Source organism: Halomonas sp. PBN3 (genome assembly GCF_000475415.1).
Taxonomy (GTDB): Bacteria; Pseudomonadota; Gammaproteobacteria; order Pseudomonadales; family Halomonadaceae; genus Halomonas; species Halomonas shengliensis.
Genome location: NZ_AXCA01000185.1, coordinates 82,326 through 106,413, shown reverse-complemented (window position 1 = coordinate 106,413; position 24,088 = coordinate 82,326). Strand labels below are relative to the sequence as shown.

25 protein-coding genes are annotated in these 24,088 nt (G+C 70.0%); 5 read left to right on the top strand and 20 right to left on the bottom strand.

What is annotated here, in order from left to right; all coding sequences use genetic code 11:
- Positions 1–10: 10 nt before the first annotated feature.
- From tolB to Q673_RS32185, 11 genes are all read right to left on the bottom strand, one after another.
- The gene (gene tolB, locus Q673_RS32235) at positions 11–1,297 is read right to left on the bottom strand and encodes a Tol-Pal system beta propeller repeat protein TolB (protein WP_023006889.1); all 1,287 of its coding nucleotides are present in this window, start codon (positions 1,295–1,297) and stop codon (positions 11–13) included.
- The gene (tolA, locus tag Q673_RS32230) at positions 1,297–2,418 is read right to left on the bottom strand and encodes a cell envelope integrity protein TolA (protein ID WP_023006888.1); all 1,122 of its coding nucleotides are present in this window, start codon (positions 2,416–2,418) and stop codon (positions 1,297–1,299) included. The genes tolB and tolA overlap by 1 nt, the downstream gene beginning before the upstream one ends.
- Positions 2,419–2,425: 7 nt before the next feature.
- Positions 2,426–2,869 carry a protein TolR gene (tolR, locus tag Q673_RS32225; protein ID WP_023006887.1) on the bottom strand — a complete coding sequence of 148 codons (444 nt, stop codon included), beginning with the start codon at positions 2,867–2,869 and terminating at the stop codon, positions 2,426–2,428.
- Positions 2,870–2,882: 13 nt separating this feature from the next.
- Entirely contained in the window at positions 2,883–3,572 is a 690-nt protein-coding gene (tolQ, locus tag Q673_RS32220) for a protein TolQ (protein ID WP_023006886.1), read from the bottom strand.
- An 11-nt stretch (positions 3,573–3,583) separates the two neighbouring features.
- A complete protein-coding gene (ybgC, locus tag Q673_RS32215) occupies positions 3,584–4,000 on the bottom strand; it encodes a tol-pal system-associated acyl-CoA thioesterase (protein WP_023006885.1) in 417 nt (138 codons plus the stop codon).
- Positions 3,997–5,034 carry a Holliday junction branch migration DNA helicase RuvB gene (gene ruvB, locus Q673_RS32210; protein ID WP_023006884.1) on the bottom strand — a complete coding sequence of 346 codons (1,038 nt, stop codon included), beginning with the start codon at positions 5,032–5,034 and terminating at the stop codon, positions 3,997–3,999. The genes ybgC and ruvB overlap by 4 nt, the downstream gene beginning before the upstream one ends.
- Positions 5,035–5,038: 4 nt before the next feature.
- A complete protein-coding gene (gene ruvA, locus Q673_RS32205; RefSeq protein ID WP_023006883.1) occupies positions 5,039–5,647 on the bottom strand; it encodes a Holliday junction branch migration protein RuvA in 609 nt (202 codons plus the stop codon).
- 137 nt (positions 5,648–5,784) lie between these two features.
- Positions 5,785–6,324, bottom strand: coding sequence for a crossover junction endodeoxyribonuclease RuvC (gene ruvC, locus Q673_RS32200; protein WP_023006882.1), 540 nt, complete (start codon positions 6,322–6,324; stop codon positions 5,785–5,787).
- A gap of 9 nt (positions 6,325–6,333) precedes the next feature.
- Positions 6,334–7,083: a YebC/PmpR family DNA-binding transcriptional regulator gene (locus Q673_RS32195; RefSeq protein WP_023006881.1), complete on the bottom strand. Its 750-nt coding sequence runs from the start codon at positions 7,081–7,083 to the stop codon at positions 6,334–6,336.
- A 269-nt stretch (positions 7,084–7,352) separates the two neighbouring features.
- Entirely contained in the window at positions 7,353–9,134 is a 1,782-nt protein-coding gene (gene aspS / locus Q673_RS32190) for an aspartate--tRNA ligase (protein ID WP_023006880.1), read from the bottom strand.
- A 60-nt stretch (positions 9,135–9,194) separates the two neighbouring features.
- The gene (locus Q673_RS32185) at positions 9,195–9,470 is read right to left on the bottom strand and encodes an FmdB family zinc ribbon protein (protein WP_023006879.1); all 276 of its coding nucleotides are present in this window, start codon (positions 9,468–9,470) and stop codon (positions 9,195–9,197) included.
- A gap of 171 nt (positions 9,471–9,641) precedes the next feature.
- On the opposite strand from Q673_RS32185, the gene Q673_RS32180 reads away from it, so the two are divergent.
- From Q673_RS32180 to Q673_RS32170, 3 genes are read left to right on the top strand one after another with little or no spacing between them, the layout of a single operon-like run.
- Entirely contained in the window at positions 9,642–10,601 is a 960-nt protein-coding gene (locus Q673_RS32180) for an NAD(P)-dependent oxidoreductase (RefSeq protein WP_023006878.1), read from the top strand.
- On the top strand, positions 10,591–11,547 hold the full coding sequence (locus Q673_RS32175) for a ribokinase (protein WP_023006877.1): 957 nt from the start codon (positions 10,591–10,593) through the stop codon (positions 11,545–11,547). Before Q673_RS32180 ends, Q673_RS32175 begins: the two co-directional genes overlap by 11 nt.
- Positions 11,548–11,587: 40 nt before the next feature.
- Positions 11,588–12,532: a nucleoside hydrolase gene (locus tag Q673_RS32170; protein WP_023006876.1), complete on the top strand. Its 945-nt coding sequence runs from the start codon at positions 11,588–11,590 to the stop codon at positions 12,530–12,532.
- A 3-nt stretch (positions 12,533–12,535) separates the two neighbouring features.
- On the opposite strand, the gene Q673_RS32165 is transcribed toward Q673_RS32170, so the two are convergent.
- A complete protein-coding gene (locus Q673_RS32165) occupies positions 12,536–12,808 on the bottom strand; it encodes an acylphosphatase (protein ID WP_023006875.1) in 273 nt (90 codons plus the stop codon).
- A gap of 98 nt (positions 12,809–12,906) precedes the next feature.
- Positions 12,907–13,911, bottom strand: a complete 1,005-nt coding sequence (locus tag Q673_RS32160) for a YihY/virulence factor BrkB family protein (protein ID WP_023006874.1) — start codon at positions 13,909–13,911, stop codon at positions 12,907–12,909.
- 134 nt (positions 13,912–14,045) lie between these two features.
- Here Q673_RS32160 and Q673_RS32155 point away from each other — a divergent pair, with 134 nt between their 5' ends.
- A complete protein-coding gene (locus Q673_RS32155) occupies positions 14,046–15,137 on the top strand; it encodes a bifunctional nicotinamide-nucleotide adenylyltransferase/Nudix hydroxylase (protein WP_023006873.1) in 1,092 nt (363 codons plus the stop codon).
- A 43-nt stretch (positions 15,138–15,180) separates the two neighbouring features.
- Here the strand turns inward: Q673_RS32155 and Q673_RS32150 are convergent, their stop codons facing one another.
- The 6 genes from Q673_RS32150 to Q673_RS32125 all read right to left on the bottom strand — a co-directional run bounded on the left by Q673_RS32150 (position 15,181) and on the right by Q673_RS32125 (position 22,096).
- A complete protein-coding gene (locus Q673_RS32150; RefSeq protein WP_023006872.1) occupies positions 15,181–16,098 on the bottom strand; it encodes a LysR substrate-binding domain-containing protein in 918 nt (305 codons plus the stop codon).
- A 67-nt stretch (positions 16,099–16,165) separates the two neighbouring features.
- A complete protein-coding gene (gene cls, locus Q673_RS32145; protein ID WP_023006871.1) occupies positions 16,166–17,584 on the bottom strand; it encodes a cardiolipin synthase in 1,419 nt (472 codons plus the stop codon).
- Between the two features lie 94 nt (positions 17,585–17,678).
- Positions 17,679–19,184, bottom strand: a complete 1,506-nt coding sequence (locus tag Q673_RS32140) for a fumarate hydratase (protein ID WP_023006870.1) — start codon at positions 19,182–19,184, stop codon at positions 17,679–17,681.
- A gap of 187 nt (positions 19,185–19,371) precedes the next feature.
- On the bottom strand, positions 19,372–21,399 hold the full coding sequence (gene uvrB, locus Q673_RS32135) for an excinuclease ABC subunit UvrB (RefSeq protein WP_023006869.1): 2,028 nt from the start codon (positions 21,397–21,399) through the stop codon (positions 19,372–19,374).
- Positions 21,400–21,466: 67 nt separating this feature from the next.
- Positions 21,467–21,883, bottom strand: a complete 417-nt coding sequence (locus Q673_RS32130) for an OsmC family protein (protein WP_023006868.1) — start codon at positions 21,881–21,883, stop codon at positions 21,467–21,469.
- 15 nt (positions 21,884–21,898) lie between these two features.
- Positions 21,899–22,096 carry a hypothetical protein gene (locus Q673_RS32125; RefSeq protein ID WP_023006867.1) on the bottom strand — a complete coding sequence of 66 codons (198 nt, stop codon included), beginning with the start codon at positions 22,094–22,096 and terminating at the stop codon, positions 21,899–21,901.
- A 132-nt stretch (positions 22,097–22,228) separates the two neighbouring features.
- On the opposite strand from Q673_RS32125, the gene ygfZ reads away from it, so the two are divergent.
- Entirely contained in the window at positions 22,229–23,266 is a 1,038-nt protein-coding gene (gene ygfZ, locus Q673_RS32120; RefSeq protein ID WP_023006866.1) for a CAF17-like 4Fe-4S cluster assembly/insertion protein YgfZ, read from the top strand.
- A 12-nt stretch (positions 23,267–23,278) separates the two neighbouring features.
- Here the strand turns inward: ygfZ and Q673_RS32115 are convergent, their stop codons facing one another.
- Positions 23,279–24,052 carry a TatD family hydrolase gene (locus Q673_RS32115; protein ID WP_023006865.1) on the bottom strand — a complete coding sequence of 258 codons (774 nt, stop codon included), beginning with the start codon at positions 24,050–24,052 and terminating at the stop codon, positions 23,279–23,281.
- Positions 24,053–24,088 lie beyond the last annotated feature (36 nt).

The window sequence follows — 24,088 nt, the reverse complement described above, 5'->3', positions numbered from 1 at the left end:
TCCTGAAAGATCAGTTCAGAAAAGGTGACCACGCGGGCTCGCGCACATCACCCCGAGCCGAGGGCAGGCGGAAGGACGCGCGCCCGTCGGCGGTGACAGCCCCCAGCACCCCGCTGTTACCCTGCTGGGTGGCGAAGAGTACCATGGTGCCGTTGGGGGCAACACTGGGCGACTCGTCCCAGCGTGAATCGCTCAGCGTGACCAGGCGGCCGCTGTCCAGGTCCTGGCGCGCGACCTGGTAGCCGCGATCCGAACGGTGGATCAGGAACAGCGACTCGCCGTCGGGCGAGAAGCGCCCGCGGGCATTGTAGTTGCCGGTGAAGGTGAGGCGCTTCTGCTCACCGCTGGCGAGGTCGTGGCGGTAGAGCTGGGGGCCACCGCTGCGGTCCGAGGTGAACACCAGGCTGCGCCCGTCCGGCGCCCAGGAAGGCTCGGTGTCGATGGCCGAGTCGCGGGTGAGGCGCTGCAGGTTGCGCGAGGCGATATCCATCACGTAGATATCGGGCTGCCCATCTTTGGAGAGCGACATGGCGAGCCGACGGCCGTCCGGTGACCAGGCCGGGGCGCTGTTGAGGCCCTGGAAGTCGGTGAGCCGCGCCCGCTTGCCGGAGCCGAGCTCCTGCACATAGATGGCCGGCCGCTCGGTCTCGAAGGAGACGTAGGCGAGCTTGCCGCCATCCGGCGACCAGCTAGGCGAGAGGATCGGCTCCCGCGAGCTCAGCACCTGCTGGCTGTTGTGGCCGTCGGCGTCCGCCACGTAGAGGGCGAACTGCATATCGTCGCCCACCCCCTGGGAGGTGACGTAGGCGATGCGGGTCGAGAAGGCGCCGCGGATGTCGGTGATCGCCTCGAACACCTGGTCGCTGATGTAGTGGGCGGCGCCGCGCAGCCCGCCGGCATCGGCGGTGACCACCTCACCCAGCATGCGCTGCTCGCCGCTCACGTCGAGCAGCTCATAGCGCAGCCGGTAGCCGTCGCCGTCGCGTTCGGCGCTGCCCACCACCAGGTAGCGGGTGTCGAGGGCCTGCCAGTCGCCGAAGCGGACCTGCTCGCTCTCGCTGGGCTGGTCCATCATCTGGCGGCGTGGCAGCGGCTCGAAGTAGCCGCTGCGCGCGAGGTCGTCGTGCACCACCTGGGCGACATCCTCGGGCAGCCCCTCGCCGCCGGCGAAGGGCACCACGGCGATGGGGGTCGCGCTCTCGTTGCCGCGGGTGATCTCGATGGTCAGGTTGGCCTGGGCAAGCTGGCTCGCCAGCAGCAGGGCGGTGGTCAGCCAGGCGGTCATCATGGCTTTCATCAGCGGACGTCTCCCGGTGTGAAACGCAGGTTGAATTGACGGTAGTCGCGTTGGATGCCGGCTGGCAACTGTCGCAGTTCGGCGAACGGCGCGGCGGCCTCCACGGCCTGCAGGGCGGAGCGGTCGAAGGCACCGTCGCCGCTGGCACGGCGCACCTCGGCGGCGAACAGCTCGCCGGAGGGACCCAGGCGCACCGCGATCTCGACGCTGGTGCCGGCGGTGACGTTGGGCGGGATGCGCCACGCCTGCTCCACCGCACGCCTGACCAGGGCGATGAAGTCGTTGGCCGCCTGCTGACCCTGCTGCGCATTGGCGACACGCTCCTCGGCGCCCTCGATCAGCCGCTGCATCTCGGCCTCGGCCTGCTCGCGGGCGAGCCGGGCCGCTTCCTCTTCCTCCTGGCGGCGGCGTTCGGCCTCGGCCTCCTCCTGGCGGCGACGCTCGGCTTCGGCCTCCTCCTGGCGGCGACGCTCGGCCTCGGCTTCCTCCTGGCGGCGACGCTCGGCCTCGGCCTCCTCCTGGCGGCGACGCTCTGCTTCGGCTTCCTCCTGGCGGCGGCGTTCCGCCTCGGCCTCCTCCTGGCGGCGGCGTTCGGCTTCGGCCTCCTCCTGGCGGCGGCGTTCCGCCTCGGCCTCCTCCTGGCGGCGACGCTCGGCTTCGGCCTCCTCCTGGCGGCGACGTTCGGCCTCGGCTTCCGCGGCCTGGCGCTGCTCCTCGGCCTGCTCACGCTGGCGAGCCTCGGCCTCGGCCTCCTCGGCGCGACGGGCCGCCTCGGCCGCCGCCTCCTCGGCGGCGCGACGCGACGCCTCCTCCGCCTCGGCCGCCGCCTCGCGCTCGGCCTCACGGGCGGCGGCCTCCGCCTCCTGGCGGGCCTGCTCCTCGGCCTGGCGGGCCTCCTCCGCCTGGCGGGCCATGGCACGCTGGCGGGCCTCCTCGGCGCGCTGGGCCTGGTCGGTCACGGTCTCGGTGCTGACCAGGGTCGCCTGGACGATGGAGGCGCTCTCCGGTGGGGTCTCCCGGGCGGGCAGGCTGATCACGCTGACCAGCAGCACCAGGGCGTGGAGCCCGACCGCCAGCAGCGCCGGCAGCCCGTAGCCGACCCGCTCGTGTCGTCTGGCCATGGCGACGCTACTCCTCCCCGCTCGGCGGCTCGGAGATCAGGCCCACGTTGGCCACCCCGGCGGTCTGCAGCGTGCCCATCAGGCTGACCACCTTGCCGTAGGGCACGTTGCGGTCGCCGCGCACCATCACCGGCGTGTCGGGGTTGCGCTCGCGCAGGATGATCACCCGCTCGGCGAGCTCGTCGAGACCAAGCTCCAGCGGGTCATCGCTGCCGAGCTCCAGATAGAAGCGTCCGTCGCGATCCACCGAGACGATCACCGGGTCCTCCTGCTCCTCGACGTCGATGGGCTCCGAGGTCACCTGGGGCAGGTCGACCTGGACCCCCTGGGTCAGCATGGGGGCGGTGATCATGAAGATCACCAGCAGCACCAGCATGACGTCGATGAAGGGCACCACGTTGATCTCGCCCATGGGCTTGCGCCCACCCCCGCGATGAAAGGGACCGTGCATGGCGAAACCTCCCTCAGGCGCCGGCGGCGTCGCCGCGGCCCTGCAGGTTGCGGTGCAGGATGGAGTGAAACTCCTCGGCGAAGTCCTCGTACTTGCCGAGCAGGCGGCCGGACTCCGAGGAGAGGCGGTTGTAGAAGATCACCGCGGGGATCGCTGCGAACAGCCCCATGGCGGTGGCGATCAGCGCCTCGGCGATCCACGGCGCCACGGTGGCCAGCGTCGCCTGCTGGGCCATGGAGAGCGACTGGAAGGAGCCCATGATGCCCCAGACGGTGCCGAACAGGCCGATGTAGGGGCTGGCCGAGGCGACCGTGGCCAGGAACACCAGGTGGCGATTGAGGCGCTCCTCCTCCCGGGACCAGGCCACCCGCATGCTGCGCTGGACGCCGTCGAGGATCGCCTGGGGGCTGCGGGTCTTGCCCAGCAGCCGATTGAACTCGCGGAAGCCGGCGCGGAAGATGTGCTCGCCCCCTTGGGTCTCCTGCTCCGGGGGCACCTCGCGATAGAGCTCGTTGAGGTCGACCCCGGACCAGAAGCGGTCCTCAAAGCGGCGATGGGCCTTGCGCGCCCGGCGCATCACGAAGCTGCGCTGGAAGATCACGACCCAGGAGAGGATCGAGCCCAGCACCAGCAGCAGCATCACCAGCTGCACCACGGTGCTGGCGTTCATGATCAGGTGGGGAATGGACATGGCGTCGTTCACGGGCATCCTCGTCAGGCTTGCGATTGGGCAGAAGGGGTGGCCAGACGCTCGGCGAGCGCCGCCGGCCAGGCGCGCGGGCGCAGGCGCTCGGCGTCCAGACAGGCGATGTCGACCCTGGCCTCGCACAGGGGTTCCCCGCGGCGGGTCACCACCTGGCCGAACTGCAGCCGGGCGCGACCCCGTGACAGGACCTCGGCGCTCACCTCGAGCGCGTCGTCCAGCCGGGCGGGCTTGGCATAGCGACACTCCAGGCGGTGCACCACCAGCTGGATGCCCTGCGCGAACAGCTCGCGCTGGGTGATCCCCTGCGCGCGCAGCCATTCGCTGCGGGCCCGCTCCATGTACTTGAGGTAGTTGACGTAGTAGACGATGCCGCCGGCATCGGTGTCCTCGATGTAGACCCGCACCGGGTGGCGGAAATCGCTCATGGGCGCCGCTCCCCCGCCGCGTCCTCGGCGGTCTCCGACGGCGCCAGGCCGAAGTGCTGCCAGGCCTGGCGGGTCACCACCCGGCCGCGGGCGGTGCGCATCATCAGCCCCTGCTGGATCAGGTAGGGCTCGATGACGTCCTCGATGGTGTCGCGCTCCTCGCCGATGGCGGCGGCCAGGGAGTCGACCCCCACCGGGCCACCGTCGAACTTCTCGATCATCGCCAGCAGCAGGCGCCGGTCCATGTGGTCCAGGCCGTGCTGGTCGACGTGGAGCATGTCCAGGGCACGATCGGCGATGGCGGCATCGATGCGCCCCGAGCCACGCACCTCGGCGTAGTCGCGCACCCGCCGCAGCAGGCGGTTGGCGATGCGCGGGGTGCCCCGGGAGCGGCGCGCCACCTCCAGCGCTCCGGCCGGGTCGGCCTCGACCCCCATCAGCCGCGCGGAGCGGGCGACGATCTCGGTGAGCTCCTCGATGGCATAGAACTCCAGGCGCTGGACGATCCCGAAGCGGTCGCGCAGCGGCGAGGTGAGCAGCCCCGCCCGGGTGGTGGCGCCGACCAGGGTGAAGGGCGGCAGGTCGAGCTTGATGGAGCGCGCCGCCGGCCCCTCGCCGATCACGATGTCGAGCTGGAAGTCCTCCATGGCCGGGTAGAGGACCTCCTCCACCACCGGCGAGAGGCGATGGATCTCGTCGATGAACAGCACGTCCCCGGGTTCGAGGTTGGTGAGCATGGCGGCGAGGTCGCCGGCACGCTCGAGCACCGGCCCGGAGGTGGACTTGAGCCCGACGCTCATCTCTTCGGCGATGATGTTGGCGAGGGTGGTCTTGCCGAGCCCGGGCGGGCCGAACACCAGGGTGTGGTCGAGGCTCTCGCTACGACCGCGCGCGGCGCCGATGAAGATCTCCAGCTGCTCGCGTACCCGCGGCTGGCCGATGTAGTCGGACAGCCGCTTGGGGCGGATGGCGCGATCCACGGGCTCCTCGCCCTCGCGGGCATCGGCGGCGATCAGGCGATCGTTCTCGAGCATCGCCCTACCCCGCCATCCGGCGGCTCAGCGCCGCCTTGATCATCGCCTCGGTGCTGCCCGCCTCCTCGAGCCCGGCCAGCATGCGTGCCGCCTCGGCGGGCTTGTAGCCGAGGCTCACCAGGGCGGCCTCGGCGTCGGCCAGCGGGTCCTGGCGCGGTGTCGCGGCGCCACCCGCCCCCAGCCCGGCCAGCGCCGGCTCCGGCGCCTCCCAGTGGGGGAAGCGGTCGCGCATCTCGATGATCAGGCGCTCGGCGGTCTTCTTGCCGACGCCGGGCAGGCGGGTCAGCGCCTTGACGTCGTCCTCCATCACGCAGCGCTGGAAGGCCGCCTCGTCCATGCCGGAGAGGATCGCCAGGGCCAGCTTGGGGCCCACGCCATTGACCTTGATCAGGGCACGGAACAGCGCGCGCTCCTGCTCGCGGGCGAAGCCGTAGAGCAGGTGGGCGTCGTCGCGCACGGTCAGGTGGGTATGCAGGGAGACCGCCTCGCCGACGGCGGGCAGGGCCACCAGGGTGGTCATGGAGGCCTCGAGCTCGTAGCCGACCCCGGCCACATCCACCACCAGCCAGGGGGGCTGTTTCTCGAGTAGCGTGCCTCGCAGGCGTCCGATCATGGGAAGTCCGTATCCTTGCCTAGCAGGGGGGGCGGCAGGCGCCGCCGATGCCGCCACTATACTGGTCGGCCGCGGGGCTGGCCAGTGTGAGGGAACGCCGTTCGAGAACCCCGAAGTGTCCCCGTGAGGCGACGCCATCAGGGGCGGAAATCGCGCCAGGAGCTCCCCTTGCGGCGGCTCTGGTGGCCACCGAAGCTGCCGCTGGTGAGCAGGCCTCGGCGGGCGTGGGCATGGGCCAGGGCGATGGCCAGGGCGTCGGCGGCGTCGGCCTGTGGCGACGCCGAGAGCCCCAGGATCGCCGTGACCATGTGCTGCACCTGGGCCTTGTCGGCCCGCCCGGAGCCGGTCACCGCCTGCTTGATCTGGCGCGGGCCGTACTCGCTCACCGGCAGGCCGTGGTTGGCCGCGCAGACGATGGCGGTGCCCCGCGCCTGGCCCAGCTTGAGGGCCGAGTCGGCGTTCTTCGACATCACCACCTGCTCGATGGCGAACTCCGCGGGACGGTGCACGGCGATCAGCTCGCTCACCCCCGCATAGACCTGGGCCAGCCTCTGGGCCAGGTCCTCGGCGCGGATGCGGATGCAGCCGCTGGCCACATAGCGCGGCGTGGCGGTGGCGACGTCCAGCACGCCATAGCCGGTGATCCGCGAGCCGGGGTCGATGCCAAGGATCAGCATGCCCACGTCCTAGTCGATGGCGTCGAGCACGGCATCGTCGAACTCCGCGTTGGTGGTGACGTTCTGGACGTCGTCCAGGTCCTCGAGCATGTCGATCAGGCGGATCACCTTGCGGGCCAGCTCCTCGTCCTCGATGGGCGTGGTGGTCTCGGGGAAGAGCCCCAGCTCGCTGCGCTCGGGCTCGATGCCCGCCGCCACCAGGGCCTCCTTGACCTCGTGGTAGGCGTCGGGGGCGGTGACCACCTCCAGGGTGCCGTCGTCGAGGGTGACGATGTCCTCGGGCTCCGCCTCCAGGGTGGCCTCGATCACCGCCTCCTCGCTGACGCCCTCGGGGAGCGCCAGGCGACCCTGGCGATGGAACATGAAGGCCACCGAGCCGGTGGTACCGAGGTTGCCGCCGCTCTTGTTGAAGGCGTGTCGCACCTCGGAGACGGTGCGATTGCGGTTGTCGGTGAGGCACTCCACCATCACCGCCACCCCTTCCGGGCCGTAGCCCTCGTAGACGCCCTCCTCCATGGCATCGCCGTCGGCGTTGCCGGCGCCGCGGTCGATGGCGCGCTGCACGGTGTCCTTGGGCATGTTCTGGCCCAGCGCCTTGTCCACGGCGGTGCGCAGGCGCGGGTTGTCCGCGGTGTCCGGGCCACCCTGGCGCGCGGCCACGGTGAGCTCGCGGATCAGCTTGTTGAAGATCTTGCCGCGCTTGGCGTCCTGGGCCGCCTTGCGGTGCTTGATATTGGACCACTTGCTATGGCCGGCCATGCTACCTCCGTTAATCCGCAAGCGCTGTCAGTCGAAGCGGCCACTATGAAGAGGGGCGCCGGGGGCAAGCCGAAGAGGAGGTCCTATGCCAGGGATGGCATCGGTAGCGCCCAGGGATGGGTTCACAGCGCCTCCTCGTCGGTCCGGCGCCCCGGGGCTTGCCGCCGGATCAGCCCCGGGGGAAGCCACAACACTAGCGCTTCAGTGAAAACAGGATACGACACCGGCGCCCTGGGGCGCCGGTGAGATGCATCGGGTCGGGGTCGGCGTCACTCGCCGGCGGTCTCGACCTTGGCCTTCTGGCGCAGGCGGATGCTAAGCTCCTTGAGCTGGTCGCCGCTGACCTCGCCGGGGGCGTCGGTCATCAGGCAAGCCGCGCTCTGGGTCTTCGGGAAGGCGATCACCTCGCGGATGGTACGCCCGCCGGTCATCAGCATCACCAGGCGGTCGAGGCCGAAGGCCAGGCCACCGTGGGGTGGCGCGCCGTACTGCAGGGCATCGAGCAGAAAGCCGAACTTCTCGCGGGCCTCCTCCTCGCCGATGCCGAGGGTCTCGAACACGCTGCGCTGCATCGCCTGGTCATGAATACGGATCGAGCCGCCGCCCAACTCGGTGCCGTTGAGCACCATGTCGTAGGCGCGCGAGAGCGCCTCGGCGGGGTTCTCCTTGAGCGCCTCGACGCTGCACGCCGGCGAGGTGAAGGGGTGGTGCAGCGGGCTCAGACGACCGTCGTCGTCGGCCTCGAACATCGGGAAGTCCACCACCCACAGCGGCGCCCACTCCCGAGTGTAGAGGTCGAGGTCCTCGCCCAGCCGGACGCGCAGCGCGCCAATCGCCTCGTTGACGATGCGCGCCTTGTCGGCGCCGAAGAAGATGATGTCGCCATCCTCGGCGCCCACCCGCTCGAGCAGCTCCTCGACCACGTTCTCCATGAACTTGACGATGGGCGACTGCAGCCCCTCGAGGCCCTTGGCACGCTCGTTGACCTTGATCCAGGCCAGGCCCTTGGCGCCGTAGATGCCGACGAACTTGGTGTAGTCGTCGATCTCCTTGCGCGAGAGCTTGGCGCCGCCCGGCACGCGCAGCGCCGCCACGCGCCCGTCGTCGGCGCTGGCCGGCCCGGAGAAGACCTTGAAGTCGACCTGCTGCATCAGGTCGTCGACGTCGGTGAGCTCCAGCGGGATGCGCAGGTCCGGCTTGTCGGAGCCGTAGCGGGTCATCGCCTCGTGCCAGGTCATGCGCGGGAACTCGGGCAGCTCGACCGCAAGCACCTCCTGGAACAGCTGGCGGATCATCGCCTCGGTGATCGCCATGATGTCCTCCTCCTCGACGAAGGAGGCCTCAAGATCGATCTGGGTGAATTCCGGCTGGCGGTCGGCGCGCAGGTCCTCGTCGCGGAAGCACTTGGCGATCTGGTAGTAGCGGTCGAAGCCGGCCACCATCAGCAGCTGCTTGAACAGCTGCGGCGACTGGGGCAGCGCGAAGAAGCTGCCCGGATGGGTGCGGCTGGGCACCAGGTAGTCACGGGCGCCCTCGGGGGTGGCGCGGGTCAGGATCGGGGTCTCGATGTCGAGGAAGCCCTGCCCCTCGAGGAAGGCGCGCACGCTGTGGGAGATGCGCGAGCGCAGGCGCAGCTTGTCGATCATCTCGGGACGGCGCAGGTCGATGTAGCGGTGCTTGAGGCGCACCTCCTCGCCCACCTTGCCGTGCTCGTCGAGCTGGAACGGCGGGGTGGCGGCGGTGTTGAGGACCTCGACCTCCTTGGCCAGCACCTCGATCATGCCGGTGGGCATGTTGGGGTTCTGGGTGCCCTCGGGACGCAGCCGGATGCGACCCTGGATGCGCAGCACGTACTCGCTGCGCGCGCGGTCGGCGTTGGCGAAGGCCTCGGCGGTATCGGGGTCGACCACGACCTGGGCGATGCCGTCGCGATCGCGCATGTCGAGGAAGATCACGCCCCCGTGGTCACGGCGGCGGTGAACCCAGCCGCACAGGGTGACCGTCTGGTCCACCAGGGTCTCGTTGAGCTGGCCGCAATAATGGCTGCGCATGGTGTGTCCTGTTCTGTTGCGTCGTGTGAATCGAAATCGGTAGCGGGTCGGCGGCGGCCCTCAGGCCGCCGCGCCATCCTTCTTGCCGCCGGTCGTATCGGCGGGCTTGCCGCCGTCGCCCTTGCCGCCGTCGCCGGCCAGGTTCTTGCGGTTGCCGGCCTTGAAGTCGGTCTCGTACCAGCCGCCACCGGCCAGGCGGAATCCGGCGGCGGAGACCAGGCGGCCGAGTTCGGGGGCCTCGCAGGCGGGGCAGTCGGTCAGCGGCGCGGCGCTCAGCTTCTGGAGCTTCTCCAAGCGGTGGCCGCAGGCCTTGCACTCGTATTCGTAGATGGGCATGGTTTGATCACTCCAAATCGTCATTACCCAGATCAGGACGGCGTCGGGCCGGGCCCGACGTGACCAATATGCGGCCGGCCGTGGCGACTTCCAAGCCTGCCAAAGCCCGCTATTATAGCGCGCCCCCTACCAGTCCCGGCAAGGCGCACCACACAGAGCAAGGAACCTGCGATGAAAGCCGTCATCCTCGATGCCGCCAGCCTCGGTCCCGACGTGGACCTCGGCCCCCTACGCGACCGGGTCAGCGAGCTGGTAGTGCATCAGCAGAGCACCAGCCACCAGGCCCGGGAGCGACTGGCCGACGCCGACGTCGCCATCGTCAACAAGGTGGTGCTGGACGCCGAGACCCTCGATGCCCTGCCCCGCCTCCAGGCGATCTGCGTGCTGGCCACCGGCACCAACAACATCGACATGGCGGCGGCCCGGCGGCTGGGCATCGCGGTCAAGAACGTCACCGGCTACGGCACCGCCAGCGTCGCCCAGCACACCCTGCTGCTGCTGCTGGCCCTGGCCAACCGGCTGCCGCGCTACCAGCGCGACGTGGCGGAGGGACGCTGGGGCGAGAGCCCCTTCTTCTGCCTGATGGACCACCGCACCCTGCAGCTCGAGGGCAAGCACCTGGCGGTCGTCGGCCAGGGCGAGCTAGGCGGACGCGTGGCGCGCCTCGCCGAGGCCTTCGGGATGCGGGTGACCTTCACCGCCCGCCCCGGCAACGAGGCCCACGACAGCCGCCCCGCCCTCGCCGACCTGGCCGGGGAGGTGGATGCCATCAGCCTGCACTGCCCGCTCAACGAGGCCACCCACCACCTGGTGGGCGAGGCGCTGCTGGCCCGGCTCAGGCCCGACACCCTGCTGGTCAACTGCGCCCGGGGCGGCATCATCGACGAGGCGGCGGAGCTTTCCGCCCTGCGCGGTGGGCGCCTGGGCGGGCTCGCCGTGGACGTGCTGCCCGAGGAGCCACCGCGGGACGGCCATCCGCTGATCGATGCTCTCGGCGAGCCCCTCAACCTGATCGTCACGCCCCACAACGCCTGGATCACCCCGGAGGCGCGCCAAACCATCGTGGCCATGACCGCCGACAACCTGGGTGAGCTGCAGACGGCCCGGGGAGATGCCGCCGATGGCCGATAACGGGCCGCCGCTCCTGCACAACTACGGCTCCATCAACCTGGACCATGTCTATCGGGTGCCCCACCTGGTCGCTCCCGGCGAGACCCTGGCCAGCCGCGACTATCGCGTCGGCCTGGGCGGCAAGGGCGCCAACCAGTCGCTGGCCATGGCCCGCGCGGGCGGCCGGGTTCGTCACTGGGGACGGCTGAACCACCGGGACGCCTGGGCCCGGGACACCCTGGCCGAGGCCGGGGTCGACGTCGCCCGGGTGACCCTGGTGGAGGCACCCAGCGGTCACGCCATCATCCAGGTCGACGATGCCGGCGAGAACGCCATCACCCTCTACCCGGGGGCCAACCACGCCACACCACGCGAGGCCCTCGCCGCGCTGGTGGCTGAGGCGACGCCCGGCGACTGGCTGCTGCTGCAGAACGAGTGCTCGGGGCTGGAGGCGCTGCTGCCCCTGGCCGCCGAGCGCGGCCTCAGGGTGGCGTTCAACCCGGCCCCCATGGACGCCGCCGTGGCCAGCCTGCCGCTGGAGGGCTGCGCCCTGCTCTTCGTCAATCGCCCCGAGGCGGCCCGGCTCGCCGGCCTGGCGCCGGAATCCGAGGCGGCGGCGCTGCTCGATGCCCTGGCCGCCCGCCTGCCGCAGACGGAGCTGGTGCTGACCCTGGGCGCCGAAGGCGCCTGGCACCAGCACGCCGGCGAGCGCCGCCACCAGCCGGCGCTCCCGGTGGCGGCGGTGGACACCACCGCCGCCGGCGATACCTTCATCGGCTACTACCTAGCGGCCTGTCAGGCGGGCCTGCCCGTCGAGGCGTGCCTGCGTCGCGCCGCCACTGCCGCCGCCCTGGGGGTGCAGCGCCAGGGCGCGGCGGAGAGCATCCCCACCCTCGACGAGGTGGAGCGGGCCCTCACCCAGGGCCCCGCCGCACCCCAGGCGCCCATCACCCCCGAAGCCCCCTGACATTGGCCCTGCCCCCTGATCCCTGACCCTGGAGAGTGCCGTGACCCATTCCATCATCTTCGATACCGACCCGGGCGTGGACGACGCCCAGGCCATCGCCATCGCCCTGCGCCATCCCGAGATCGAGCTGCTGGGCATGACCACCACCTACGGCAACGTCGACGTGGAGGTCGCCACCCGCAACGCCCTGCTGCTGGCCCAGTTGGCCGGTCGCCGTGAGGTGCCGGTGGCCCAGGGTGCGGCGGCGCCGATGGTCAAGGCACGCCACGCGCCGCCGGCGCATATCCATGGCGCCAACGGCCTGGGCGATATCGCCTTGCCCGAGGTCCAGGGAAAGGCCGATCCCCGCAGCGCGGCGCAGTTCATCGTCGACACCGTCAACGCACGCCCCGGCGAGGTGACCCTGGTGGCCGTGGGCCCGGTGGGTAACCTGGCCGCGGCGCTGCAGCTCGATCCCGACATCATCGGCAGGGTCAAGGGCGTGGTGATCATGGGGGGCTCGATCCGTGAGGGAGGCAACGTGACGCCGGTGGCCGAGGCCAACATGTTCAACGACCCCGACGCCGCGTCGCGGGTGCTGACCGCCGGCTGGCCCCTGACCCTGGTGGGGCTCGACGTCACCCACCGCTGCGTGCTGACGCCGGCACACATGGCACGCATCGAGGCGGGCCAGGGCGAGCTCGGCAAGGTGCTGGCCGGCAGCTACGCCTACTACCGTGACTTCTATCACGAGTTCCTGGGCATCGACGGCTGCTGCCCCCACGACAGCTGTGCCCTGGCGTGGTTGCTGCGCCCGGAGCTCTTCACCACGGCGCGGGGCCACCTCACCGTGGCTACCGAGGGCGATGCCGAGGGGCAGACGATCTTCGCCCCCGAGGGGCGCGGCTTCATCGAGGCGCGCTGGTCGCGCACCCCGGCGGTGGAGGTGTGCCTCGAGGTAGACGGCGAGGCGGTCAGCGACTGGATCGCCGACGTCCTCGCCTGAGGCTCAGCCGGTGCGGAAGTCGTCCGGGGCGTGGGTGTCGAGCACCTCAAACTCCACGTGAGTGACCCGGGCGTTCTCCGGCCCCTTCCACAGCCACTCGGCGACCTCCTTGACGGCGTCGCGGCGGCCGCACAGCAGCACCTCCACGCGGCCGTCGGGGAGGTTGGTGGCATGGCCGGTGAGGCCGTGCTTCAGCGCCTGCTCCTGGGTGGCGCGGCGATACCAGACCCCCTGGACCTTGCCGGTCACCAGGGCCTTCACGCAGGTCGTCTCCATGGCGAACTCCTTGTCTCGATGGCCGCCCCCTTTCTACCAGCCGCCACCGCGCTCGGCCAGCCTCGGTCGCGGAGGCGCTGGTGGCCGCCGCCGCTGCCCTAGGCGCCATCGCGCCGGGGCGAGGTGGCGTTCGGCGTCGCGGCCCCGGCGCCGGCCGGCGAGTGATGGTCACCCTCGAGCAACTCGCGGTGCACCACCACCGCGGTGTTGCGCGGCACCAGCGGCTTGCCGCGTTCGGCCAGGTGGCAGCGGGTGAAGGCCGCGCCGAACAGCAGGATCAGCGAGCTGTAGTAGACCCAGAGGAGGATCATCACCACCGAGCCCGCCGCCCCGTAGGTGGAGGCGGTGGCGGTGTGCGAGAGGTAGAGGGCGATCATCGAGCGTCCCACCGCGAACAGCAGCGCGGTGACCACGGCCCCCACCGCCACGTCCCGCCAGCTCAGCACCACGTCGGGCAGCACTTTGAAGATGGTGGCGAAGAGCGCGGCGATCACCACCAGCGAGACCAGGAACTCGGCCCCGGTGGTGAGCAGGCCGACGTAGGGCAGCAGGGTGTCGGCGGCCTGCAGGGTGGCGCGCAGCATCACCCCAAGCACCAACGACACCAGCAGGATGAAGCCGATGGCCAGCACCACGGTGAGCGAGAGCAGGCGGTTCTTGACGAACACCAGGGCGCTGTTGGCGCTGGGGCGGGCGGTGACGCCCCACAGGGTGTTGAGGGAGAACTGCATCTGGGCGAAGACGGTGGTGGCACCGACCACCAGGGCGCCGATGCCCAGCAGGCTGGGCAGCAGGCCGGACTCCTCGATGCGTGACTGGGCGACGGCGGCCTCGATGGCGGCGGCGGCGTCCTGGCCCATGATACCCTGCAGCTGGGCGACGATCTGGCCGTGGGCGGCCTCCTCCCCCAGTACCAGGCCGATCACCGTGACCGCGATGATCAACGTGGGGGCCAGCGAGAAGAGGGTATAGAAGGCCAGCGACCCGGCGTAGCTGAAGGCGTTGCGCTCCAGCCAGAGACGCAAGGCGCCGTGCAGCACCCGCCACCAGAACCCTATCTCCTCCCGGATCCGCGCCGGCGAGAGTTTCCGTGGATCGAACATCGCGCTCCCCGCTTCCCTGTGTTTTCGACAGCATACCGAAGCCCGCCGCGGGCGTCTTCTCGGCTCACCATCTGCGTTGCAAGCCCCTGTGCGCGCTACCATAATGGGCCGGCCACTCCCCAGCAGGTCACCCCATGCCCCCGCGCCCGGACGCCCCCGACTCCCCGGACTTCGACTGCCTGGTCTTCATCGGCCGCTTCCAGCCGCCCCACCTGGGCCACCTGGCGGTGATCCACGAGGCGCTCAAGCGCGCGCGACAGGTGATCGTGCTGGTGGGCTCCTCGTGGCAGGCCCGCTCGCTGCGCAACCCCTGGCGCTTCGTCGAGCGCCAGGCGATGCTGCGCAGCGCCTTCGACGACGAGGAGAACGCGCGCCTCGCCGTGGTGCCGCTGCTCGACGCCCTCTACAACAACGACGTCTGGGTGCGCGACGTGCAGCGCAAGGTGCGCGATATCGCCAGCCCCCTCGGCGTGCGCCTGCCGCGCATCGGCCTGATCGGCGCAAGCCGCGGCCAGTCGAGCTACTACCTTTCGCTCTTTCCGCAGTGGGAGTCGGTCAGCGTGCCGCTGGTGGAGGGGATCTCGGCCAGCCAGATCCGCGAGCGGCTGTTCCGCTCCGCTTCCTCGGCCGGTGACTACCTGAGCACCGGCGCCTCCCATGACCTGCCGCCCGGCGTGGTGGAGACCCTGCGTGGCTTCTGCCAGGGCGAGGGCTATCGCCAGCTGATCGAGGAGCAGGGGCTGCTGGACCAGTACCGCAGCGCCTGGGCCCAGGCCCCCTACCCGCCCATCTTCGTCACCGTCAACGCCGTGGTGGTGCAGTCCGGTCACGTGCTGCTGGTGCGGCGCACCGCCGCCCCGGGGAAGGGGCTCTACGCCTTGCCCGGCGGCTTCATCAATCCCCATGAGCGGCTGCTGGATGCCTGCCTGCGGGAGCTTCGCGAGCGGGTGCGCCTCAAGGTGCCGGAGCCAGTGCTGAAGGGGTCGCTGCGGGGCCAGCGGCTGTTCGACGAGCCCCACCGCAGCTGGCGGGGGCGTACCCTGGCGGAGGCCTTCTACTTCGCCCTGCGCCCGGAGCAGCAGCTGCCGCGGCTCAAGCCGGTACAGGGGGGCGACCATGCACGCTGGGTCGCCCTGGCGGACCTCGACCCGGAGAGCCTCTTCGAGGACCACTTCTTCATCATCCAGGACTTCCTGGGGCTACCCGCCGACTTCGGCGGCACCTAGTTCAGGAAAAGGATGCGATTTCCGTCGCGAGCGAAGAAGGTGGTCAGGCCTGGAGGAAGTCGCGGGGTAACTTCTGCATCTGCTTCCAGAGCTTCTCGACGCCGGGCTTGTGGACCAGGGAGCAGCGGTAGAGACGGATCTCCAGGGGGATGTCCCACTTCTCGGCCCCGGCGCGTACCAGGCGGCCATCGCGGAGCTCCTCGCGGATGCAGAAGTCCGGGATCCAGGCCATGCCCATACCCTGCATCACCATGCCCTTGAGCCCCTCGGCCATGGCGGTCTCGTAGACGGTGCGCAGGCGCAGGCGCAGCGGGTCGTTCTTGAGCAGCATGCGCACGCTGCGACCCAGGAAGGCGCCCTGGGTGTAGGCGAGATAGGGGACCGGATCCTCCGACTCCAGCGCGAAGCGTGGCTCGCCCTCCTCGTCCGGCAGGCTCACCGGGACCATCTTCACCTGGCCGATGGAGAAGGAGGGAAAGACCTCGGAGTCGAGCTGCATAGTGGCGTGGGAGTCGTGGTAGGCGAGCATCAGGTCGCAGTTGCCCTCGCGCAGCACGTGGATCGCCTCGCCCACGTTCATCGCCACCAGGCGGGTGGGCAGCTCGCCGACGCCCTGCTGCAAGCGCGAGATCCAGGGCGGGAAGAAGCTCAGCGCCAGGGAGTGGGCGGCGACGATATCCAGCGCCTCGTTGGCCATCGCCAGGCCGCGCAGGTGGCCGAGGCTCTCGTTGAGCTGCTCCACCAGGTTGCGGGCGGTGACCAGGAACAGCTGCCCCTCCGGGGTCAGGCCCACCGGGGTGGTGGAGCGGTCCACCAGGGTCGCCCCCACCGCCTGCTCCAGGGAGCGGATGCGGCGGCTGAAGGCCGGCTGGGTGACATGGCGCTGACGCGCCGAGGCGGAAAAACTGCGCGTGTTGGCCAGGGCAACGAAGTCCTCCAGCCACTTGGTCTCGAGGTTCACCGCGACTCCCGATCCGTGTGGTGGGCGTAATGACCGGCCAGGCCGGTCATCGCAAGCCGTTAATATATCACTGAATCGGGGCCAGCAGGTAGGCGGCCCGGGAGACCAGCTTGCGCCACAGCGGGCGCGAGGTGAGCTCCTCCAGGCTGATGCGCCGGCACCGGGCGAAGTCGCGCTCCAGCATCACCCGCACCTCGGCGGCGAAGGCACGGTCGGGCAGGAAGGCGGTGATCTCGAAGTTGAGGCGGAAGGAGCGGTTGTCGAGGTTGACGGTACCGACGCTGGCCGCCTCATGGTCGACCAGCATCACCTTTTGGTGCAGGAAGCCAGGCTGGTAGCGGTAGACCTTGACCCCGGCGCGCAGCATGTCGGGCAGGAAGGAGAAGGCCGAGAGGAACACCAGCAGGTGGTCCGGGCGCTCGGGCATCATGATGCGCACGTCGACGCCGCGCATGGCGGCCAGGCGCAGGGCATCCTGGACCCCCTGGTCGGGCACGAAGTAGGGACTGGTGACCCAGAAGCGCTCGCGGGCGCTGTGGATGGCGTGCTGCACCAGCAGGCTGGCGGTCTCCTGGCGGTCGGCCGGCCCGGAGGGCACGATCACCACCTTGTGGCACTCCTCGCAGGTCACCCTGGGGACCCAGTCCAGGGTGATCATCTCCCCGGTGGCCCAGTGCCAGTCCTCCCAGAAGGCCTCCTGGAGGCCCAGCACGCTGGGACCGGTCAGCTTGAGGTGGGTGTCGCGCCAGGGGCCGTGGCGGGGGTGCTCCCCCAGGTACTCCACCCCCACGTTGAAGCCGCCGACCCAGCCCTCGCGGCCGTCCACCACCACCACCTTGCGATGGTTGCGGAAGTTGAGCTGGAAGCGATGCCGGAAGCCCCGCGAGGAGCGGAAGGCGCTGACCTCGATGCCGGCCTCGGCCAGGTCGCGCAGGTAGCCCCCGTTGAGCTGGTGGCTGCCGATCTCGTCATACAGGAAGTAGACCCGCACCCCGCGTTCGGCGGCCTGCTGCAGATGGCGCTTGAGCTCGGCGCCCAGGGCGTCGTTGCGCACGATGAAGAACTGCACCAGGGCATACTCCTCGGCGCGTGCCAGGCCTGCGAAGATGCTGTCGAAGGTGGCCTGGCCGTCGATCAGCAGCTCGGCGCGATTGCCGCTGGTCATCGGCATCTGGGCGAGCTGCTCCACGGCGCGCACGTCGGGGTCACGGATGTCGGCCAGGTAGGGGTCCACCCGGCTGCGATAGCGGGCCAGCACCCGGCGCAGAACGGTGTCGCGCTCGCCGCGGGCCGAGACGTAGCCGTAGAAGCGCGGGCGGCCGAAGATCCAGTAGGCCGGCACCGCCACATAGGGCAGCGTGACCAGGGAGAGGATCCAGGCGATCGCCCCCTGGGAGGTCCGGCTCGACATCAACGCCAGCACCGCCGAGACCACGCCCAGCAGGTGGATGACGAAGATGGCCAGGCCGATCAGCCAGGAGGTCATGTGCACTCCCCGCAGAAACAATGTATTGCAGCATACCCAAACGGCAGCGGCCCCGCCAGGAGGCGGGGCCGCCGTAGCGCCAGAAGCGACGGGATCACGCCCTCTCGGCGATGATCTCCTTCCACTTGGCCGGACCGGTCTGGTGCACCGAGGTGCCCTGGCTGTCCACCGCCACGGTCACCGGCATGTCCTCGACCTCGAACTCGTAGATCGCCTCCATGCCCAGATCCTCGAAGCCCACCACGCGGGACTTCTTGATCGCCTGGGCGACCAGGTAGGCGGAGCCGCCCACCGCCATCAGGTAGACTGCCTTGTTGTCGCGGATCGCCTCGATGGCCGCCGGGCCGCGCTCGGCCTTACCCACCATGCCCAGCAGGCCGGTCTCCTCCAGCATGGTACGGGTGAACTTGTCCATGCGGGTCGCGGTGGTGGGACCGGCCGGGCCGACCACCTCGTCACCCACCGGGTCCACCGGACCCACGTAGTAGATGAAGCGGCCCTTCAGATCGACGGGGAGGCTCTCCCCTTTCGCGATCATGTCCACCATGCGCTTGTGGGCGGCATCACGACCGGTGAGCAGCTTGCCGTTGAGCAGCAGGGTGTCGCCGGGCTGCCAGGTCTGCACCTCCTCGGGGGTGATGCTGTTGAGGTCGACGCGCTTGACGTTGTCGCCCATCTCGCGGGTGATCTCGGGCCAGTCCTCGAGCCTGGGTGCCGGCAGCGCCGCGGGGCCGGAGCCGTCCAGGGTGAAGTGGGCGTGGCGGGTGGCGGCGCAGTTGGGGATGATCGCCACCGGCTTGTTGGCGGCGTGGGTCGGGTAGTCCTTGACCTTGATGTCGAGCACCGTGGTCAGGCCACCCAGGCCCTGGGCGCCGATGCCGCTCTTGTTGACCCGGTCGTAGAGCTCCAGGCGCAGCTCCTCGGCGCGGTTCGAGGCGCCACGGGCCTGCAGCTCCTGGATGTCGATGGGGTCGAGCAGCGCCTCCTTGGCGATCTCCATGGCCTTCTCGGCGGTGCCGCCGATGCCGATGCCCAGCATGCCGGGCGGACACCAGCCCGCCCCCATCTTGGGCAGCTGCTCCATCACCCAGTCGACCACGCTGTCGGAGGGGTTGAGCATGGCGAACTTGGACTTGGCCTCGCTGCCGCCCCCCTTGGCCGCCACGAACACCTCGACGGTGTCGCCGGGCACGATCTTGTGGTGGATGATCGCCGGCGTATTGTCGCCGGTGTTCTTGCGGGCACCGTCAGGGTCGGCCAGCACCGAGGCACGCAGCACGTTGTCGGGCAGCTGGTAGGCGCGGCGCACGCCCTCGTTGATCATGTCGTCCAGGCTCATCTCGGCGTCCCACTGGACGTTCATGCCCACGTGGACGAAGACGGTGACGATGCCGGTGTCCTGGCAGATCGGCCGGTGGCCCATGGCGCACATGCGCGAGTTGATCAGGATCTGGGCGATGGCGTCCTTGGCCGCGGGATTCTCCTCGCGCTCGTAGGCCGCCGCCATGGCGTCGATGAAGTCCTTGGGGTGGTAGTAGGAGATGTACTGCAGGGCATCGGCGACGCTCTGGATCAGATCGTCCTGGCGAATCACGGTCATCAGCAAGGGACTCCTTGGCGTGGTCGGCTTGCCCGCACGGCCCCGGGGCGGCATGGCGGGTTCGAACGGCGAGCATTATACTCTACCCGCTCCGTTGCCGACACGGCGCCGCACCAAGGCTTACGTCTGAGTGTTGGCGAAGCCAGATAACGGTATAAAATCTGGGTGTCCTCATACCACCCTCGGGCTAAACCGCCCCCAGCGCCAGTTGTCGCTCCTTGAGCTCGTGCAGCCGGTCACGCAGCCGCGCGGCCTCCTCGAACTCGAGGTTCTGGGCGGCCTCGAACATGGCGTCCTCGACCCGGGTCAGCTCGCGTGCGAGCTCCTGGGGCGAGAGGTCGGCGGGAGCGTAGGCCCCGGCCGGTTCGGCCACCTTGCGCTCGCCGCGGCGCCCCTTGCCCTTCTTGCCCGGGGTCTGAGCCGCCTCAAGGATGTCCGCCACCGAGCGGGTCACCGTCTGCGGGGTGATGCCGTGCTCCTCGTTGAAGGCAATCTGTTTGGCGCGGCGGCGCTCGGTCTCCTCCATGGCACGGCGCATGGAGTCGGTGACCCGGTCGGCATAGAGGATCGCCTTGCCATGGGCGTTGCGGGCGGCGCGGCCGATGGTCTGGATCAACGAGCGCTCGTTGCGCAGGAAGCCCTCCTTGTCGGCATCGAGGATCGCCACCAGCGAGACCTCGGGGATGTCAAGCCCCTCGCGCAGCAGGTTGATCCCCACCAGCACGTCGAACTTGCCCAGCCGCAGGTCGCGGATGATCTCCACCCGCTCCACGGTGTCGATGTCGGAGTGCAGGTAGCGCACCCGCACGTCGTGCTCGTCCAGGTACTCGGTGAGGTCCTCCGCCATGCGCTTAGTGAGGGTGGTGACCAGCACCCGCTCGCCGACCTCGGCACGCAGGCGGATCTCGGAGAGCAGGTCGTCCACCTGGGTGGTGGCCGGGCGCACCTCGAGCTCGGGGTCGAGCAGGCCGGTGGGACGCACCACTTGCTCCACCACCTGGCCGGCATGCTCGGCCTCGTAGGGGCCCGGTGTCGCCGAGACGAAGATCGTCTGGGGGCAGATCGCCTCCCACTCCTCGAACTTCATGGGGCGGTTGTCCAGCGCCGAGGGCAGCCGGAAGCCGTACTCCACCAGGGTCTCCTTGCGCGAGCGGTCGCCCTTGTACATGCCCCCCACCTGGGGAACGCTGACGTGGCTCTCGTCGATGAACAGCAGCGCATCGTCGGGCAGGTAGTCGAAGAAGGTGGGCGGCGGCTCACCGGGGTGGCGCCCCGAGAGGTAGCGGGAGTAGTTCTCGATGCCGTTGCAGTAGCCCAGCTCGAGCATCATCTCGATGTCATAGAGGGTGCGCTGCTCCAGGCGCTGGGCCTCCACCAGCCGCTCGTGCTGCCTGAGCCAGGCGAGCCGCTCGGCGAGCTCCGCCTTGATCTGGTCGATGGCGCCAAGGATGGTCTCCCGGGGCGTCACGTAGTGCGACTTGGGGTAGACGGTCATCCGCGGCACCTCGCCTCGCACCTCGCCGGTGAGCGGGTCGAACAGCCGGATCGAGTCGATCTCGTCGTCGAACAGCTCCACCCGCACCGCCTCGTCCTCGGCGTCGGCCGGGAAGATGTCGATGACATCGCCGCGCACCCGGTAAGTACCGCGCTTGAAGTCCATGTCATTGCGGGTGTACTGCAGCTCCGCCAGGCGGCGCAGGAACTTGCGCTGGTCGATCAGCTCGCCGCGGGTGAAGTGCAGGCGCATCTTCAGGTACTGGTCGGGGTCGCCCAGGCCATAGATCGCCGACACCGAGACCACGATCAGGGCGTCGCGGCGTTCCAGCAGCGCCTTGGTGGCGGAGAGGCGCATCTGCTCGATGTGGTCGTTGATGGAGGCGTCCTTCTCGATGAAGGTGTCCGACGACGCCACATAGGCCTCGGGCTGGTAGTAGTCGTAGTAGGAGACGAAGTACTCCACGGCGTTGTCGGGGAAGAACGCCTTGAATTCGCCGTAGAGCTGCGCTGCCAGGGTCTTGTTGGGGGCCATGACGATGGTGGGGCGCTGCAGGCGCTCCACCACGTTGGCCATGGTGAAGGTCTTTCCGGAGCCCGTCACGCCGAGCAGGGTCTGGTGGGCGAGGCCCGCCTCCAGGCCATTCACCAGGCCCGCGATCGCCGTCGGCTGGTCGCCGGCGGGCTGGAACTTCGAGGCGAGGCGAAAGGGCTTGCTCATGGGCTCTCCGCTTACTCTCCGGTCAGGGGCGGCAACGCCGAGGGCCGCCGCAGGGGGACGCTCCCGGTCAGGCCGGGGTCACGGCGCGGGTGCTCACCTCCACCGTGGCGCTGGTCATCAGCCGGTGGATGGGGCACTTGTGGCTGATCTCCTCGAGGCGGGCGACCTGCTCTGGGTCGCTGATGCCGTGAAAGGTCATCGCCACGTCGAGGCGGTAGGTGCCGTGGCGCTCCGCGCTGTCGTCGCGATGCACCGTGACGCTGATGCCCTCCAGCGGCCACTTCTTGCGCCGGGCGTACATCATCGAGGTGATCGCCTTGCAGGCGCCCAGCGAGAGGTCGAAATAGTCATGGGGATCGGGGGCACTACCCTCGCCGCCGTAGGCCTCGGGGACGTCGACGAAGAGGTCCTCGAAGCCGTCCAGCTCGACCCGCTGGCGGTAGATATGGTTGCGAACGCTCTGGATCTCAATGCGCTTCTGCATGCGGATTTTCCCTGCTCACTTGACCTCGATCGGCAGCCCCAGGGCCTCGATCGCCTTGACCAGCGCCTCGCGGCGCACGCGCCCTTCCACCTCGGCGCCGTGGCGCCCCACCTCCACGCTGTCGACACCGTCGAGCATCATCAGCGCCGTGGTGATGCGGTTGACCTGGTCGGCGTCGGTGACGCCCTTGAAGCTCAATGACTGACTGGCCATCGCGCGACTCCCCGCTTGCCTGGCATGGGTGAAGGGCCGAGTCTAGCATGGGCACGCAGGGCACACAGCGGTTGCAATGTCGCATCTCCGCCCGCATAAGAAAGGGAGTTCCCCAAGACGACGAGGCACCCCATGCAAGACTGGATCACCGCCCTGGGCGGACGGCAGGAGGCCGATGACCGCATCGCGTTCGACACTCCGGCGCCGGCGCGCACGGCGCTGGACGCCACGGTGGTGACGCCGCTGGTGCACCTGGGCGTGCTCGACGTGGTCGGCGCCGACGCCGAGCGCTTCCTGCAGGGCCAGACCAGCGCCCAGCTCGGCCTGGTGGATGGCGACCTGGCCCCCCTGACCGTCTTCTGTACCCCCAAGGGACGCATGCTGGCCAACGCCCAGCTGCTGCGCGTCGCCGAGGGCCACTACCGGCTGCTGCTGCACCGAGGGCTGGTGGACTCGCTGGCCGAGCACCTGAAGAAGTTCGCCCCCTTCTACCAGGTCGAGCTGACCCCGCGCGACGACCTGGCGCTGATCGGCCTGATCGGCCAGGAGGCGGCGGCCGTGGCGGAGGCGCGCCTGGCGATCGCCCCGCCGGCGCCCTGGCACCAGGCCGGGGATGGCGAGGCCCAGCTGCTCGCCCACCCCGGCCCGCGGCCAAGGCTGCTCGCCCTGCTTCCCGAGGCAAAGACGGCCGAGGCCTGGTCGCGCCTCGCCGAGCAGGCCACGCCGGTGGGCAACGCCGTCTGGTCCCTCCACGACATCCAGGCGGGCCTGGCGTGGCTCACGCCGACCCATCGCGACGCCCTGCTGCCCCAGATGCTCAACTGGGAGGCGCTGGGCGGCATCAGCTTCAAGAAGGGCTGCTACACCGGCCAGGAGGTGGTGGCGCGTGCGCACTTCCGGGGCCAGGTGAAGCGCCGCCTGGCGCGTGCCCAGCTGGAGGGAAGCGAGCTCCCCGCGCTAGGCAGCCCGGTGGAGACGGCCGAGGGCAAGGCGGTCGGCGAGGTGGTCGCCGCCGAGCTCGACGCCTACGACCAGGCGGAGATCCTGGCGGTGCTGAGCACCAAGGAGGACCTCGGCCCGCTGACGGTGTCGGGCCAGCGGCTCAAGCCGCTGAAGCTGCCCTACCCCATCGAGCGCCTGGATCCCGAGAGCCTGGCCGGCGGCGCCTGAGCCCCAGCGCCTTCAGAGCCCGAACAGCCGACGGGCGGTGGCGGTGCTGGCCCCCGCCACCGCCGCAGGTGCCTGCCCACGTAGCTCGGCGACGACCCGACACACCTCGGCCACCCGGGCCGGCTCGTTGCGCTCCCCCTGATGGCCGGCAAGGGGCATGTCGGGGCTGTCGGTCTCCAGCACAAAGCCGTCATCGGGCAGGTGTGTCACCGCCCGGTGCAGGCGCTTCGCCCGTGCGAAGGTCACCGCCCCACCCAGGCCGACGACGAAGCCGAGGTCGAGGAACTTGCCGGCCTGCTCCGGGGAGCCGGCGAAGGCGTGAATCAGCCCACCGGCGGGCAACGCCAGCTGGCGCAGGCGCTTGGCGACCCGGTCGTTGGCGCGCACGCAGTGGATCACCACCGGCAGCCTGCGTGCCTTGGCGATCCGCAGCTGGGCGTCGAAGAGGCGCCACTGGTCATCCAGTGTGTCGCCGAAACGGGCATCGATGCCGCACTCACCGACTCCCACCACCCTCGGCGCAAGCGCCTCCGGGGGCTCGTCGAGCGCCTGCACCAGCGCCTCGATATCGCCCTCGGCGTGCTCCTTCATGAAGTACGGGTGCAGCCCCAGGCAGACGCTGACGTCGTCCCGCCCCGCCAGCGCCAGCACGCCGGACCAGCGCCGGCGGGTCGTGCCCGGCACCACGAAATGCGCGACGCCCACGCTCCTGGCCCGCTCGAACACCGCCTCGCGGTCGGCATCGAAGTCGGGGAAGTCCAGATGGCAGTGGGCGTCGATCAGCATGGACACAAGCTACAAGAAGCAAGGAGCAAGGAGCAA